The 15,172-nt window shown below is 34.3% G+C and carries 13 protein-coding genes; 4 read left to right on the forward strand and 9 right to left on the reverse strand.

Going from position 1 to position 15,172, the window contains the following annotated elements; genetic code table 11:
- Positions 1-22: 22 nt before the first annotated feature.
- Complete coding sequence (locus K8B81_RS16570; protein ID WP_025571680.1) at positions 23-1,051, forward strand: LacI family DNA-binding transcriptional regulator; 1,029 nt, start codon at positions 23-25, stop codon at positions 1,049-1,051.
- Positions 1,052-1,319: 268 nt separating this feature from the next.
- Positions 1,320-2,348 carry a LacI family DNA-binding transcriptional regulator gene (locus tag K8B81_RS16575; protein ID WP_223682674.1) on the forward strand — a complete coding sequence of 343 codons (1,029 nt, stop codon included), beginning with the start codon at positions 1,320-1,322 and terminating at the stop codon, positions 2,346-2,348.
- A gap of 155 nt (positions 2,349-2,503) precedes the next feature.
- On the opposite strand, the gene K8B81_RS16580 is transcribed toward K8B81_RS16575, so the two are convergent.
- The 9 genes from K8B81_RS16580 to K8B81_RS16620 all read right to left on the reverse strand — a co-directional run bounded on the left by K8B81_RS16580 (position 2,504) and on the right by K8B81_RS16620 (position 13,467).
- Complete coding sequence (locus K8B81_RS16580; RefSeq protein ID WP_223682675.1) at positions 2,504-4,117, reverse strand: UxaA family hydrolase; 1,614 nt, start codon at positions 4,115-4,117, stop codon at positions 2,504-2,506.
- A gap of 21 nt (positions 4,118-4,138) precedes the next feature.
- Complete coding sequence (locus tag K8B81_RS16585) at positions 4,139-5,581, reverse strand: tagaturonate reductase (RefSeq protein WP_223682676.1); 1,443 nt, start codon at positions 5,579-5,581, stop codon at positions 4,139-4,141.
- Positions 5,582-5,787: 206 nt separating this feature from the next.
- On the reverse strand, positions 5,788-6,459 hold the full coding sequence (locus K8B81_RS16590) for a bifunctional 4-hydroxy-2-oxoglutarate aldolase/2-dehydro-3-deoxy-phosphogluconate aldolase (protein WP_223682677.1): 672 nt from the start codon (positions 6,457-6,459) through the stop codon (positions 5,788-5,790).
- 7 nt (positions 6,460-6,466) lie between these two features.
- Positions 6,467-7,489 (reverse strand): sugar kinase, encoded by a 1,023-nt coding sequence (locus K8B81_RS16595; RefSeq protein WP_223682678.1) that lies wholly within the window; start codon positions 7,487-7,489, stop codon positions 6,467-6,469.
- Between the two features lie 13 nt (positions 7,490-7,502).
- Positions 7,503-8,909: a glucuronate isomerase gene (uxaC, locus tag K8B81_RS16600; protein ID WP_223682679.1), complete on the reverse strand. Its 1,407-nt coding sequence runs from the start codon at positions 8,907-8,909 to the stop codon at positions 7,503-7,505.
- Positions 8,910-8,932: 23 nt separating this feature from the next.
- On the reverse strand, positions 8,933-9,724 hold the full coding sequence (locus tag K8B81_RS16605; RefSeq protein WP_025571668.1) for a gluconate 5-dehydrogenase: 792 nt from the start codon (positions 9,722-9,724) through the stop codon (positions 8,933-8,935).
- Position 9,725: 1 nt separating this feature from the next.
- A complete protein-coding gene (gene kduI / locus K8B81_RS16610) occupies positions 9,726-10,565 on the reverse strand; it encodes a 5-dehydro-4-deoxy-D-glucuronate isomerase (RefSeq protein WP_223682680.1) in 840 nt (279 codons plus the stop codon).
- 88 nt (positions 10,566-10,653) lie between these two features.
- Positions 10,654-11,970, reverse strand: a complete 1,317-nt coding sequence (locus tag K8B81_RS16615; RefSeq protein ID WP_025571666.1) for an MFS transporter — start codon at positions 11,968-11,970, stop codon at positions 10,654-10,656.
- Between the two features lie 51 nt (positions 11,971-12,021).
- The gene (locus K8B81_RS16620) at positions 12,022-13,467 is read right to left on the reverse strand and encodes an MFS transporter (protein WP_223682681.1); all 1,446 of its coding nucleotides are present in this window, start codon (positions 13,465-13,467) and stop codon (positions 12,022-12,024) included.
- 438 nt (positions 13,468-13,905) lie between these two features.
- Here K8B81_RS16620 and K8B81_RS16625 point away from each other — a divergent pair, with 438 nt between their 5' ends.
- Positions 13,906-14,787, forward strand: a complete 882-nt coding sequence (locus K8B81_RS16625) for an alpha/beta hydrolase (protein WP_223682682.1) — start codon at positions 13,906-13,908, stop codon at positions 14,785-14,787.
- Positions 14,788-14,867: 80 nt separating this feature from the next.
- Positions 14,868-15,167 (forward strand): ArsR/SmtB family transcription factor, encoded by a 300-nt coding sequence (locus K8B81_RS16630; RefSeq protein WP_025571660.1) that lies wholly within the window; start codon positions 14,868-14,870, stop codon positions 15,165-15,167.
- The last annotated feature ends 5 nt before the right edge of the window (positions 15,168-15,172 follow it).

Raw genomic sequence — 15,172 nt, forward strand, 5'->3', positions numbered from 1 at the left:
ATAATCAAAATATGAATTTTGAATGAGCGAAAAAATAACCATTTATGATATTGCAAAAAAATTAAATATAACTGCTGCCACAGTATCGAGAGCACTGAATAACAGCCCTAAAATAAAAGATAGCACCAAAAAATTAGTTCTTGAAACTGCTGCCTCAATGAACTATAAACAAAATAAATTAGCTTTAGCTTTAAAAAGTGGAAGAAGTAATAATATTGGAGTTATTGTACCTCGTATTGACAGTAATTTTTTTGCATCTGTAATTAGAGGAATCGAAGAAGAGCTCTATCCCCATGGTTATCAGGTTATTATTTGCCAGACACATGAAAATCCAAAAAGAGAAAATGAAAATCTTTATACCTTAATTGATGCGCAGGTTGACGGTATTTTAATGTCAGTTACAGATGTTACTAATGAAAATGATGGCGCTTTTCGTAACGTATTGGAAAAGAATGTTCCATTGATTTTCTTTGACAGAAGCAAACATATAGAAGGTGTAAGCTCTGTTACAATAAATGATTTTAAAGGCGGTTACATAGCTACAAAACAATTAATTAATCAAGGATGCAAATGTATTGCACATCTATCCGGAGATCTGTCGTTAGAAATTTTCAAAAATAGATTTTTAGGATACAAACAGGCTTTACTGGATAATGGAATCCGATTTAACGAAAAATATGTTATTCAGTCCAAGAGTAGTGTTGAAGCTGGAAAAAATGCCATTAATATTTTACTTGAACTTGAAACACCACCAGACGCCATATTTTCTTCAAGTGATTTTGCTGCCTTAGGGGCTATTCAGGAATTAAGAGACCGAAACATTAGTATTCCGCAAGAATTTTGTGTTGCAGGTTTTAGTAACGAACCTTTCACTAAGTTTATGGAGCTATCGATAACTTCTGTTGATCAGTCACCTCTTGAAATGGGAAAAATGTCAGCGCGTGTGTTTTTAGAACAAGCTGGCAAAACAGACACTATTAAAATCGAAAAAAAGGTAGTTTTAGCACCAGAATTACATATTCGTAAATCTACGTCCAGAATAAATTTATAATTACTCTTGACTATTAATCCATTTCTTTTAATAACGTTTACTTTTTCTGTAAAAATCTAATTCTCTTTCTATTTATAATTAAACTTCTACCATGCCGTATTCTCAATAAAACAATTACATTAATTGCAAAATAAAAACCTATAGCTTTTATTTTTATACACATTTACAACTAAAATAATAACATTTTATCAATCGATGATATTTTATATTGAATTATTCAAAAAAAAAGTATTTTTGTGCTGAATAAAATAAAAGAATATTTTTTTGAATGAGTGAAAAAACCACTATATACGATATTGCCAAGAGACTAAACATTACTGCAGCTACTGTTTCAAGAGCTTTAAATAACAACCCGAAAATAAAAAAAAGCACACGCGAATTAGTACAGCAAACAGCTGACTTAATGAGTTACAAACCCAACAAGCTGGCATTGGCATTAAAAAGTGGAAGAAGCAACAATATAGGTATCATAGTTCCTCGAGTTGACAATAATTTTTTTGGAACCGTAATTAGAGGCATTGAAGAAGAATTATATCCTCACGGCTATCATGTTATTATTTCACAGACTCATGATGATCCCAAAAGAGAAAATGAAAATCTGTATGCTTTAATCGATGCACAGGTAGATGGTATCTTAATGTCTGTTACTGATGTTACTGATGAAAATTATGAAGCCTTTCAAAACGTTCTCCAAAAAAATGTTCCTTTAATTTTCTTTGACAGAACCAGACATATTGACGGAGTTAGCTCTGTAACTATTAATGACTTCAAAGGAGGCTATCTTACTACAAAACATTTAATCAACGAAGGCTGCAGAAATATCGCTCATTTTTCCAGAGACCAGTCACTTGATATATTTAAAAATAGATTTTTAGGCTATAAACAAGCATTACTGGATAGCGGAATACCATTTAAGGAAGAATATGTTATTCCGATTAAAAGTAGCGTAGAATCAGGAAAAGAAGCAGTAGACATTTTGTTACAACTGGAAACTCCTCCCGATGCTATATTTTCTTCAAGTGATTTTGCTGCTTTAGGTGCCATTCAGGAATTAAAGGAAAGAAACATCTCTATTCCTGATGATTTTTGTGTAGCAGGATTCAGTAACGAGCCTTTCACCAAGTTCATGGAGCTATCAATAACTTCAGTTGACCAGTCTCCGCTTGAAATGGGAAAAATGGCTGCAAAGGTATTCTTAGAGCAAATAAGTAAAACCGAAACTATTAAAATACAAAAAAAGGTGATCCTTGCACCCGAACTGCATATTCGCCAGTCTTCCACAAGAACTACTTTTTAATTTTTTAAAAATAAATTATGTGAGTTTTATTTAATTTGCAAATCATTACGTTACACCTTAAAGTTTTATCTCTAAAGAAAAACAAAAAAAGGCAGCTTTATCAGCTACCTTTCTACATAGTAAAAATTACTTATATAAGTTAAACGTTGGGAAAATTATAATGAAACCCCTCTTTTCCAAGGAATAAACACATCTTGTTTCAACTGATCTGCTTTTGTTTCCACGTTTCCGCTAGCCAATTCTATAATATAATCAACGAGTTCCTCTCCAACTTCAGTGATGTTTTTTTCACCAGTAATGACAGTTCCGGCATTGAAATCGATAATATCCGACATCCTATTGGTCAATGCTGTGTTTGAAGCAATTTTTACGACGGGTGCTACTGGATTTCCCATCGGATTTCCTAAACCTGTTGTAAATAAAACTATTGTTGCTCCAGCTCCAACCAATCCTGTGGTACATTCAGCGTCATTCCCTGGGGTATTTAGAAGATTTAAACCCGGTTGTGAAATATATTCACCATAATCCAAAACATCTACAATAGGTGCAGTTCCTCCTTTTTTAGATGCACCGGCAGATTTCATCGCATCTGTAATTAATCCGTCTTTAATATTTCCCGGAGATGGGTTCATATCAAACCCTGAACCTGCATCTACAACTGATTTTTCAAATGCTTTCATCAAAGATAAAAACTTGTCTGCCTTTTCTTCGGTTACACATCTGTTCATCAATTCTTGCTCAACGCCACATAATTCCGGAAACTCTGCCAAAATGGATTTGGCTCCCAAAGCTGCAAAAATATCTGAAACAACTCCTAATGCCGGATTTGCCGATATACCTGAAAATCCGTCAGATCCACCACATTCCAAACCAATACTTAATTTTGAAATAGGAGCAGGTTTGCGTTCAATTTTATTAGCTCTTTTAATGGCTTCATAAGAATCTTTAATCACCATCTGGAACATCTGATCGGTAGTTCCAATTTGTTGCTGCTCGTAGATCAAAATTTCTTTATCACAATTTGGACTCATTGCTTTCAATGCAGCTTTAAAAATATCTACCTGCAAATTTTGACAGCCCAAACTTAAAATAGTGGCACCAGCAACATTTGGATTGTTAACATATCCTGCAAGTAATTTTGCCAACAATTCAGAATCTTGTCGAATTCCACCACAACCACCTTGATGATTGATAAATTTTACTTCAATATTATCTAAAAGATTTTCATTTGAATTTCTCTCAGCTACTTCTTCTACACTTTTTTCTTCAATTAAAGAACGTAATAAGTTCTTATAAGAAACTTCTTTTTTTGGCAGTAATTCGTTTTCGAAAATATCTTTCAGCTTTTCGATATTTTTATTTTCACAAAAAACTAACGGAATAAATAACCAAACATTTTTAGTCCCAACTTGTCCATCTGAACGGTGATATCCATTGAAAGTTTTGTCTTTCCAACGATCTACATTTGGTGGAGTCCACCCTAGATTTCCATTTTTGCCAAAAACTTTTTCGCTTTCATGTTTTACATTTTCAGTGGTAATTACCTCTCCCTTTTTTATAGGTTTTACAGCTTTCCCAACCAAAACTCCATACATTATAATCTCATCACCAATTGCAAAATCTTTCTCTGTGATTTTATGTTTTGCTTTAACATCAGTTGTTGGTGAGACTGTAGTTCCTTCAAACATAATTTGTTCGTTTTGGACCAAATCGGTTAAAGCGACAATTACGTTATCTGCTGGATTTACTTTTATTAATTTTTTTTGCATGATAATAATTTTAAAATCTAATTAGTACTTTGCGCTGAAATTAGCGTAACCTTTTTCAATTCCATTTGCTTCAATTTCGGTTAAAGCTACAACTAATGCTTCAGAAAGACCATTAATTTTTGTTAAATCCTGACCCCAAAAATCTGTATTAGCCAAAACAGCATCCACAACTGAATCTAAAGCTCCTAATTGCCATGCATTGTTAAATGCCTCAACTAATTCGGGAGTATCTTTTACAGGCAATGCTTCATTATTCCATGTCCCTTTATAAAATTGTATTAAAGAAGCCAATGAGAAAGTCAAACTAACCGGCAATTTTTTATTTGCATTATAATATCCTAATAAACTTGGTAAAACCCTTACTTTGAATTTTGAAATAGAATTTAAAGCAATATCTGCAAGTGCATGTTTGATAAATGGATTTTTAAAACGATCCATTACCTCTTCAGAATAGGCAGCGATTTCATTTTTGTCCATCGCAAGCGTTTCGCTGATTTCACTGATAACACTGTTTACGAATTTCCCGGTAAAATCTCCGTTAACCGTTTCCATTACTAATTTGTTACCGTATAAAAGAGAAGTAGGAACCATTGCTGTATGCGCGCCATTCAAAATACGAACTTTGATCATTTTGAAAGGACGGATATCATCCACAATTTTCACATTCAAATCCGTTTTATGAAAAGGTAGTTTTGCTTTCAAATCATCATCGCCTTCAATAGCCCAAAGGAAAAATGGTTCAGCAGCAACAATTAAATTATCCTGATAATCTAATTTACTGTTGTAGTCTTCAATTTCAGCTCTTGGATATCCCGGAACGATTCTGTCAACCAAAGTACTGTGATACGTACAAGCATCAGATACCCATGTTTTGAATGCGTCCTCTAACTTCCATAAATCAACATATTGTAAAATATATTTTTTTAGAGTCTCCGAGTTATAATCAATCAATTCGCAAGGAATAATCGTTACACCTTTAGAAGCATCTCCATTGAAATGTTTGAATCTTTCATAAAGTAAAACAGTCAATTTTGCAGGAAATGCTGCCGGTGGCTGCATGTCCGGAGTATCAGTATCAAGGAATTCAATTCCGGCTTCAGTAGTATTTGAAACAATAAACTGAAGCTCTTCCTCTTTAGCTAAAGCTAAATAATCTGCAAATTCAGTATATGGATTTATAGCTTTTACAATATTATCAATTAGCTGAATGTCTTGTATTTTTTCGCCTTTTTTAATCCCGTTCATAAACAAAGTATAAAGACCATCCTGATCGTTTATCATGTTTACCATACCATCTTTCAATGGCTGAACAATTGCAATACCAGCGTTGAAATCAACCTCTTTGTTTAGTTTATGAAAAGCATAATCAACAAATGCTCTAAGGAAATTTCCTTCTCCAAACTGAACTACTTTAATAGGCTTTAAATTTTCTAAACCTGTATTTACTCTATTTAATTTTTTCATTTTAAATCTTCTCTAAAAGTGTTATAAATAACCTCATTAATCCCTTACCTGTTTTATTATTGTAAAAGAAACATTACACTTGTAAATGTTAAAATAAAGTTTGCTGTGAGGAGTGACAAACTTTATTTTTCAAGCGTAATGTTCAATTACAACCTTTAAAACTCTAAAAAAAACTGCTTTGAAATAAGGAACAAACTAATTATTCCTTATTTATTTCTAATATCTTTAATGATGTTCAACACATCACTTACTTTATTTTTTAATCCTTCAAAATCCTGCTTATCCAACAAATCTTTTGAAATCAATTGTGAACCAAGACCAACGCAGGTAGCACCGGCATTTAACCATGAAGACAAACTTTCAACAGTTGGATAAACACCTCCTGTAGGCATAATTGTAGTCCACGGACATGGTCCTTTAATTGCTTTAATAAATTCTTGCCCATAAGTATCAGCAGGAAACAATTTTACCACTTCACAACCTAACTCTTCGGCTCTTGCAATTTCTGTAAGTGTTCCACAGCCAGGCGACCATAAAACTTTTCTACGGTTACACGCTATTGCAATATCTTCCCTAAATACCGGAGTTACAATAAAATTAGCGCCAAGCTGCATGTATAATGAAGCCGCCGCCGCATCAGTAACAGAACCAACACCTAAAATCATCCCCGGCAGTTCAGCCAATGCATATTTATTTAATGCTCCAAAAACTTCGAAAGCAAAATCACCTCTGCTGGTAAATTCCATTAATCTGGATCCTCCATCATAACAGGCTTTTAATACTTTTTTACTGATTTCAATATCCGAATGAAAAAACAAAGGAACCATTCCGTTGTCTTTCATCGTCTGAGCTACTTCAATTCTTGAATACTTTGCCATACTTTATTTATCTTGATACTAATCCGGCAGAATTTCCTCCCGCCATGTTTTCAACTTCTTTTAATGTAACCAAATTATAATCTCCGGCAATGGTATGTTTCAAGCAACAAGCTGCCACTGCAAAATCTAATGCCTTTTGCTTGTCTTCTTTATACTCAACTAATCCGTAGATTAATCCGCCCATAAAGGCGTCGCCACTACCTACTCTGTCGATTACAGGAGTTACTTCCTGTACAGCTGCATTAAAAATGGTTTTCCCGTCAAATAAAACGCCACCAATTCTTTGATGCGAAGCACTAACTGAATAACGCAATGTAGTTGCCACTGTTTTTAAGTCCGGACAAAGCTCATATAACTTAGAATATAAAACTGGTAAAGATTCCTCATCCTGATAATCCGGATTTACTTTAGGAATTCCTAACATAAAATAGGCTGTATCTATATCTCCTAAAATAACGTGACTGTATTTTAATAACTCTGGCATAACCTCACTTGGAGTTTTGCCATATTGCCATAATTTTGATCTGTAATTCAAGTCACATGAAATCGTCAAACCTAATTCATGCGCAATTTGAACTGCTTCAAGACATGCTTCTGCGGCACTTTGGGAAATTGCAGCTGAAATTCCGCTAAAATGGAACCAGGTAGCGCCTTCAAGTACTTTCTTCCAATCAATATCTCCTTTTTGAATCGTTGCCATCGAGCTATGCGCGCGATCGTACACCACATTGCTTCCTCTGGTTCCTGCTCCAGTTTCTAAATAATACGTTCCTAAACGTTCTCCGCCGTAAACAATACTTTTAGATTCAACATTCATTTTACGCATCTCCTGAACTGCACAGTAACCAATTTCGTTTTCAGGCAATCTGGTAACAAACTCTGTATTAATTCCGTAATTCGCCAGAGAAACACAAACGTTAAATTCACCTCCGCCATAAGACGCTGTAAACGCTTTAGCCTGAGAAAAACGCAAATGTCTTTCTGTAGAAAAGCGCAACATTATTTCGCCGAATGCAACTACTTTACTCATTGTCAATATTTAATTAAAATTTAAAATATTCTTTTGCATTATTATACGAAATATCAGAAACCATTTTCCCGATCCATTCCATATCAGCAGGAAGTTCTCCTCTCTGAATTTCATCTCCAAGAAGATTACAAAGAATACGTCTGAAATATTCGTGTCTTGGGAAAGACAAGAAACTTCTGGAGTCGGTCAGCATTCCAACAAAACAGCTAATTAATCCCATGTTTGAAAGGGCATTTAATTGTTTTGTCATTCCGTCTTTCTGATCCAAAAACCACCATCCTGAACCAAACTGCACTTTTCCTCTCACACTTCCGTCATTAAAGTTACCAATCATGGTAGCCATTACCTCGTTATCAGCAGGATTTAGGTTATAAATAATTGTTTTTGTTAATTTATCTTTACTATCTAAAGCATTTAAAAAAGCAGATAATTTTTGAGCCTGAGGATAATCCCCGATAGAATCCCATCCTGTGTCAGGTCCTAAAATTCTGTGCATACGCGCATTATTGTTACGTAAAGCTCCTAAGTGAAATTGCTGAACCCATCCCAATTCATGGTATGTTTCAGATAAAAACAATAATACTGCACTCTGGAATTTCAATGCTTCTTCAGGAGTAATCGTTTGATTTTCTCTTTTCTTTTTGAAGATTGCATTTACTTCAGATTCAGTAAAGTTTTCGAAATAAATCTGATCTAAACCATGATCACTTAACTTACATCCGTTTGCATTAAAGAAATCAATTCTTTTTCTTAATGCTGAAAGTAAATCAGCGTAAGTACTGATTGCTACTCCGGACACATCCCCCAATGTGTCCAGATAAGCATTGTAACCGTCATTTGAAATCAAAATAGCTTTATCAGGCCTAAAAGCCGTGCTCATTTTAGTTTCAAAAGGATTACTGTTTAATTTTTGGTGAAACTCTAAAGTATCAATAGGATCTTCTGTAGTACAAACTAGTTCAGCATTTACTTTTTTAAGCAAATTGCGTGTACTGTATTCTGCCGAGTTTACTTTTGCCGAAGCTTCCTCATATATTCTTTCAGCAGATTTTTCATTCAGCAAATCGTAAATATCAAAATAACGTGCTAATTCTAAGTGAGTCCAATGATACAAAGGATTACGCATTGTATACGGAACTGTTTTTGCCCAGTTTAAGAATTTATCTTTATCAGAACCATTACCTGTAATAAACTGCTCGTTAATTCCTAATGTACGCATTGCACGCCATTTGTAGTGATCTCCGTTTATCCACACATTTGTGATATTGTCAAAAATTTTATCCTCTGCAATAAACTGTGGATTTAAGTGATTGTGATAATCAATAATAGGCTGATTTTTCGAATAGTTATGGTATAACTCCTCAGCGTATTTATTTTCAAGTAAAAAATTATCGTTTATGAATGTTTTATTAGAACTCATGATTTTTTAATATAATAGAAAAATTATTCTTCGTTTGATGGTTTTCCAATTGTAGCAAGGATTCCACCATCAACATATAAAATGTGACCGTTAACAAAATCACTGGCTTTTGATGACAAGAATATTGCAGCTCCAGCTAAATCACTTGGATCTCCCCATTTTGCAGCAGGAGTTCTGCTAATGATAAAATCGTTAAAAGGATGTCCGTCAACTCGGATTGGCTTAGTTTGCTCAGTTGCAAAATAACCAGGTCCGATTCCGTTAATCTGAACATTATATTTTGCCCATTCTGTTGCCATATTTTTGGTCAGCATTTTCAAACCTCCTTTTGCGGCAGCGTAGGCAGAAACCGTATTTCTACCCAATTCACTCATCATTGAGCAAATATTAATGATTTTCCCTTGTCTTCTTTCGATCATTCCTTTAGCAACATGCTTAGAAACGATAAACGGACTAACTAAATCAATATCAACAACCTCTCTGAAATCAGCAACTTCCATTTCCAGTAAAGGGATTCTTTTAATGATTCCTGCATTATTGATTAAGATATCAATTGGTCCAACTTCGCTTTCAATTTTGGCTACAGCGGCACTAACTTCTTTTTCTTCTGTTACATTAAATTTGTAACCAACAGCATTAATTCCTTCACTTTTTAATTCTGCTACAGCATTATCAATTTTTTCCTGAGAAGAATTTCCGTTTACAACAATCGTTGCACCCGCCTGACCTAATCCTTTTGCCATTGCCATTCCCAATCCGTGAGTACTTCCTGTGATAAGGGCAACTTTTCCTTTTATATCAAATAAATTTGTCATTTTATCTTAAATCAGTGATTTTACAAACATCCATATCTCCATAATCTAAATTCTCTCCAGCCATTCCCCAGATAAAAGTATAATTACTTGTTCCGGAACCGGAGTGGATAGACCAAGGCGGAGAAATAACTGCCTGATGATTGTTCATCCAGATATGTCTTGTCTCCTGCGGCTGTCCCATAAAATGGCATACGGCCTGATTTTCCGGAATATCAAGATAGAAATAAACTTCCATACGACGATCGTGAACGTGTGCAGGCATGGTATTCCAGACACTTCCCGGTTTTAATTCTGTCATTCCCATTTGCAATTGGCAAGTTGTAACCACGCTTCCAATAATCATTTGATTAACGGTACGGTGATTAGCCGTTTCCATTGTTCCCAATTGCAATTTATTAGCTTCATCTAAACTTACTTTTTTAGTTGGGTAAGTCGTATGTGCTGGTGCAGAATTTAAATAAAATTTTGCTGGATTGCTGCTATCATCACTTTTGAAGATTACTTCTTTGTTTCCACTTCCAATATACAATGCATCTTTAAAACCTAACTCATAAGATGTTCCTTCCACAACAACAGAGCCACTTCCTCCTACATTAATGATCCCCAACTCTCTTCTCTCCAGGAAATAAGGTGCTTTAAGCGGATCAATAGTTTCTAAAACTAAATCTCCTTTTACCGGAACTGCTGAACCGGTTATATATCTGTCATAATGAGAATAAACCAATACTACTTCATCTTCCTGCATCAAATCATCAATCAGAAACTCATTTCTCAATTGCTGGGTATCATATTTTTTTACAGCTTCTGGGCTTGATGCGTATCTGGAACTATATTTTGTCATATTTTTATTTTTAATGTAATCGATTGCACAAAATTATATTTTTATATTTAAATATCATAATACAAATGAAAATTTATTTGTGTAATTATCACACTTCTACTTTTTTCATTTTCGGAACTAAGATATGCATAATTAACCATGCTGAAAGATATGCTGCCCCACAAATACAGAACATTATAAAATATCCGGTTTCAATTTTTCCAATTTTAGTATAATAAACAAACATGTTTTTTTGAACCAAAACTGTCAATAAAATTCCTCCAAGTGCTCCAAACATCCCTCCTATACCTGTTACAGAAGCAGTTGCTTTTTTAGGAAACATATCAGATACTGTGGTAAATATATTTGCACTCCACGCCTGATGTGCAGAAACCGCCAAACCTATTACTAAAATTGCCCACCACATATTTATTGTTCCTAAGTATTGAGAGAACAATACGGGTAAAACAGCAAACGCGTAAAGCAGCATACTTGTTTTTCTTGCTTTATATGCCGGCCAGTTTTTCTCAATTAATTTTAATGGAAGCCAGCCTCCAAAAATACTTCCAACACTTCCTATCACATATACTAAAGCGCAAGGCCAGATAATTTCTGTAGCTGAAAGTTTATACTGCTTCATCAGGAAATCTGGCAACCAGAACAAATAAAACCACCAAACGGGATCTGTCAACAATTTTCCAATTGCAAAAGCCCATGTTTGACGAAAACCCAACAATTTCAACCACGAAACTTTCTCTGTATCTTTTTCTTCAACTAAATCAGTTTTATCAGCAGTAATATATTCTAATTCTGCCTGAGATAAACGCTTTTGTTTTTGAGGCACTTCATATAAAACGAACCATAATGCCAGCCATATAAATCCTATAACACCTGTAGCTATAAATGCCCATTGCCAGCCATAATTTTCTGCTATAAAAGGAACAGATAAAGGAACAATTATGGCACCAATATTACTTCCTGAATTAAAAATCCCTGTTGCCAAAGCACGCTCTTTTTGTGGAAACCACTCTGCTGTGGCTTTTATCGCTGCAGGAAAATTACCCGCCTCCGTCACACCTAAAAACACACGTGCTATTAAAAAACCTCCTGTCCCGGTAGCAAATGCATGCCCAACAGCTGCCAAACTCCATAAACCGGTCGCGATTGCATAACCTAATTTTGTGCCTAATTTATCAATAATCCCTCCTGCAATCAGCATTCCAAGTGCATAGGCTATTTTAAAAGCCAATTCTATATTAGAGTAATCAATTACTTCCTGCTCTGGGGTCCAGTGAAAGGCTTCTGCAAGAAAAGGCCTTAGATAACTGATTACATTTCGATCTAAATAATTTACGGTAGTAGCAAAGAAAACTAAGCTACAGATAGTCCAGCGATACTTTCCTATCGCGGCATTGGTTTGGTTCATAATTCAGTTTGGTTTGGTTTGGTTGGTTAAATTAGTTAGTATAAAATCTTTTTAAAGATCCGTAATTGGCGCATATTTAGGAACCAAAGTTTTCATCACAATCCAGCCTGTTAAGTAACATACTGCACAAATTGAAAAAATGATAAAATATCCAGCCTCAATTCCCTGAAAGCCCATAAAAGACATATTTGTATCTTTACTATAATCGAACAATAATCCAGAACCTTTGTTAATTAAAGTTGAACCAATTCCACCAGCTAAACCTCCAATACCTGTAATAGTTGCAATTGCTTTTTTAGGAAACATATCACCAACTGTTGTGAAAATATTAGCCGACCATGACTGGTGAGCTGCCCCGGCAATACCTATGATAATTACCGGCAACCAGTAACTAATATAGCCTAATGGCTGTGCTACTAAAGCTAACAATGGAAAAAAAGCAAAAATCAACATAGCTCTCATTCTTCCTTCATACGGATTCATACCTTTTTTTTCAACAAAATAAGTCGGAAGCCATCCACCTATAATTGACAAAAGTGTAATCATATACAAAACAAATAGGGGTAAGGCAGCTTCAGTAGAGTCCATTCCATAGACAGAACTCAAGTAAGCAGGAGTCCAGAACAAAAAGAACCACCAAACACCATCTGTCATAAATTTCCCAAAAGCAAATGCCCAGGTTTGTTTGTATTTAAAACAATCTACAAGGGAAACTTTTGTTTTGGTTTCAGGTACGTAACCCACTATTTTACTATCCGCTATTTCATCTTGCTGAATATAAGCTAATTCAGCTGCACTAACTTTTGGGTGTTTTTCAGGTTTATCATACATAAAAACCCAGAATCCCATCCATACAAAACCTAAAGCTCCAATAATAATAAACGCCATTTCCCAACCAAAAGCCTTAGCAATGAAAGGAATTGTTATTGGCGCGGCTAAAGCTCCTACTGTTGCTCCAGCGTTAAAAATACTTGTTGAAAATGCCCTGTCTTTTTTAGGAAAATATTCTGCTGTAGTTTTAATAGCAGCCGGGAAATTTCCTGCCTCTCCAACAGCTAAGACAAAACGGGCAAAAATAAACAGAGTAACACTCACATTAATTACCAATGCTGTATCATTAACTGTATGAATAACATCTTTAGCACCTTCAAAACCAACAAACCAGTCCCCTGTTATAATCCCTGAAGTCGCAATACCACAAAATGCATGCAAACAAGCACCTAAAGACCATATTCCGATTGCCCACAAAAATCCCTTTTTTGTATCCAGCCAATCCACAAATCTTCCTGCAAATAGTAAAGAAACTGCATAAAAGATAGAAAATAAAGCTGTAATGTTTCCATAATCATTATTAGTCCAGTGAAATTCAGGAGCAATAAAATCGCTCCACGTTAACGAAAGAACTTGTCTGTCTAAATAATTAATGGTTGTTGCAAAAAACAACAATGCACATATACTCCAGCGATAATTTCCAATAGATTGGTTTTTTTGACTCATAGTAATTATGTTTGTTTGGCTTATTTAAAACCGTTTAATTAATTAAAAATGTATTTTTTACAATTACAAACAAACGTAATATTTTTATATTAACCATACGTTTTTAAGATATAATTAATTTACAAATAAAACCAAAAAATGTAATCGATTGCACAAATATAGGTTTAAATACTTATATTGCAAATAAATTACTTAAAAAATTATTTCCTACTATTAATTAAATATATATGGTAAAAAAACAGATTAAAAATTAAACATTAAACAATACATTTGTTAAATCAATCGCTCCGAACAAGTAATTAAAACATTGATATGAAATCAAATAAATTTTGCCAACAATACATGTTTTTTATTAAAAAATGTAATCTTAAAAATTTGAAAACGTCAAAAAAAAATAATTCAGAAAAAATACTTTTACTATGTTATTTAACATTTGGAATGATGTTGAATTTACATGCTCAAAATGAAATTTTGCCATTGTGGAAATCTATTCCAGATGAAATAATTCCTCCTGACTATAAAGAAAAAGAAGTTGTAAAAGAAGGCAAAATTCAACGTACAAGTTTAGTGACAACCCCAACATTGAGTGTTTTTATTCCGAAAGAAACAAAACCTAATCAAACTGCAGTCCTTATTTTTCCGGGTGGAGGATATGCACATTTGTCAATGGAAAAAGAAGGAACGAATGTAGCAGAATGGTTAAATAGCTTAGGTATTGTTGCTTTTGTTGTAAAATATCGCTTACCCAGCGATCTAATCATGAAAAACAAATCTATCGGATCTTTGCAGGACGCCCAGGAGGCCATTCGTTTTGTTCGGTCTAATGCCACAAAATGGAATATTGATCCGAATAAAATTGGTACGATAGGTTTTTCAGCAGGTGGTCATTTAGCATCGACACTGGCAACACATTTTGATAATAAAGTATATGAATCGAAATTTAACATGAGTGCCCGACCAGACTTTTCAATATTAGTTTACCCAGTAATCTCAATGGATAACCATATAACCCACAAAGGCTCGCAAACAAATTTGCTGGGAAAAGAGCCTTCCCAAATTCTTATTGATGATTTTTCTAATGAAAAAAAAGTCACCTCAAAAACACCTCCAACATTTTTAGTTCATGCTTCAGATGATAGCGCTGTTTTACCTGAAAACAGTATCAATTATTATCTGGCTTTAAAAAAGAACAACATTTCAGCCGAATTACATATTTACGAAAAAGGCGGCCACGGTTTTGGTTTGGGAGTACAAGATACAAGTCTTTATTGGATCAATGACTGTAAAGAGTGGCTTAAAGCAAATCACTATATCCTTTAAGAACACATAGCTATCATAAAATTTATCTAAAATTATTTTTAATTAATTTACATATCGGGAAAAGTCGATATATTTGCATTATGGAACAAGTAGAAATTTTTAAAGCATTGTCTAATAAATCCAGATTACAAATGCTGGAATGGCTAAAAGAACCCGAACTCAACTTCCCGGATCAGATTACTGCAGGATTTGAACATGGCGTTTGTGTTGGTCAGATACAAGCCAAGACAGGCCTTACTCAATCTACCGTTTCAGAATATTTGTCGATTTTACAACGCGCAGGTTTTATCGAATCTACGCGAGTTGGACAGTGGACATACTACAAACGCAACGAAAGTGCCTTTGAAGCACTCAGTAAATTAATTCAATCTAATTTGTAAATTAT

The sequence above is a fragment of the Flavobacterium hibisci genome (assembly GCF_020026925.1).
In the GTDB taxonomy this organism is placed as follows: Bacteria; Bacteroidota; Bacteroidia; order Flavobacteriales; family Flavobacteriaceae; genus Flavobacterium; species Flavobacterium hibisci.

What these genes read in the sequence shown, in the direction of transcription:
- K8B81_RS16570 (WP_025571680.1), top strand. Translation starts at nt 23, where the DNA reads ATGAGCGAAAAAATAACCATTTATGATATTGCAAAAAAATTAAATATA.
- K8B81_RS16575 (WP_223682674.1), top strand. Translation starts at nt 1,320, where the DNA reads ATGAGTGAAAAAACCACTATATACGATATTGCCAAGAGACTAAACATT.
- K8B81_RS16580 (WP_223682675.1), bottom strand. Translation starts at nt 4,117, where the DNA reads ATGCAAAAAAAATTAATAAAAGTAAATCCAGCAGATAACGTAATTGTC.
- K8B81_RS16585 (WP_223682676.1), bottom strand. Translation starts at nt 5,581, where the DNA reads ATGAAAAAATTAAATAGAGTAAATACAGGTTTAGAAAATTTAAAGCCT.
- K8B81_RS16590 (WP_223682677.1), bottom strand. Translation starts at nt 6,459, where the DNA reads ATGGCAAAGTATTCAAGAATTGAAGTAGCTCAGACGATGAAAGACAAC.
- K8B81_RS16595 (WP_223682678.1), bottom strand. Translation starts at nt 7,489, where the DNA reads ATGAGTAAAGTAGTTGCATTCGGCGAAATAATGTTGCGCTTTTCTACA.
- uxaC (WP_223682679.1), bottom strand. Translation starts at nt 8,909, where the DNA reads ATGAGTTCTAATAAAACATTCATAAACGATAATTTTTTACTTGAAAAT.
- K8B81_RS16605 (WP_025571668.1), bottom strand. Translation starts at nt 9,724, where the DNA reads ATGACAAATTTATTTGATATAAAAGGAAAAGTTGCCCTTATCACAGGA.
- kduI (WP_223682680.1), bottom strand. Translation starts at nt 10,565, where the DNA reads ATGACAAAATATAGTTCCAGATACGCATCAAGCCCAGAAGCTGTAAAA.
- K8B81_RS16615 (WP_025571666.1), bottom strand. Translation starts at nt 11,970, where the DNA reads ATGAACCAAACCAATGCCGCGATAGGAAAGTATCGCTGGACTATCTGT.
- K8B81_RS16620 (WP_223682681.1), bottom strand. Translation starts at nt 13,467, where the DNA reads ATGAGTCAAAAAAACCAATCTATTGGAAATTATCGCTGGAGTATATGT.
- K8B81_RS16625 (WP_223682682.1), top strand. Translation starts at nt 13,906, where the DNA reads ATGATGTTGAATTTACATGCTCAAAATGAAATTTTGCCATTGTGGAAA.
- K8B81_RS16630 (WP_025571660.1), top strand. Translation starts at nt 14,868, where the DNA reads ATGGAACAAGTAGAAATTTTTAAAGCATTGTCTAATAAATCCAGATTA.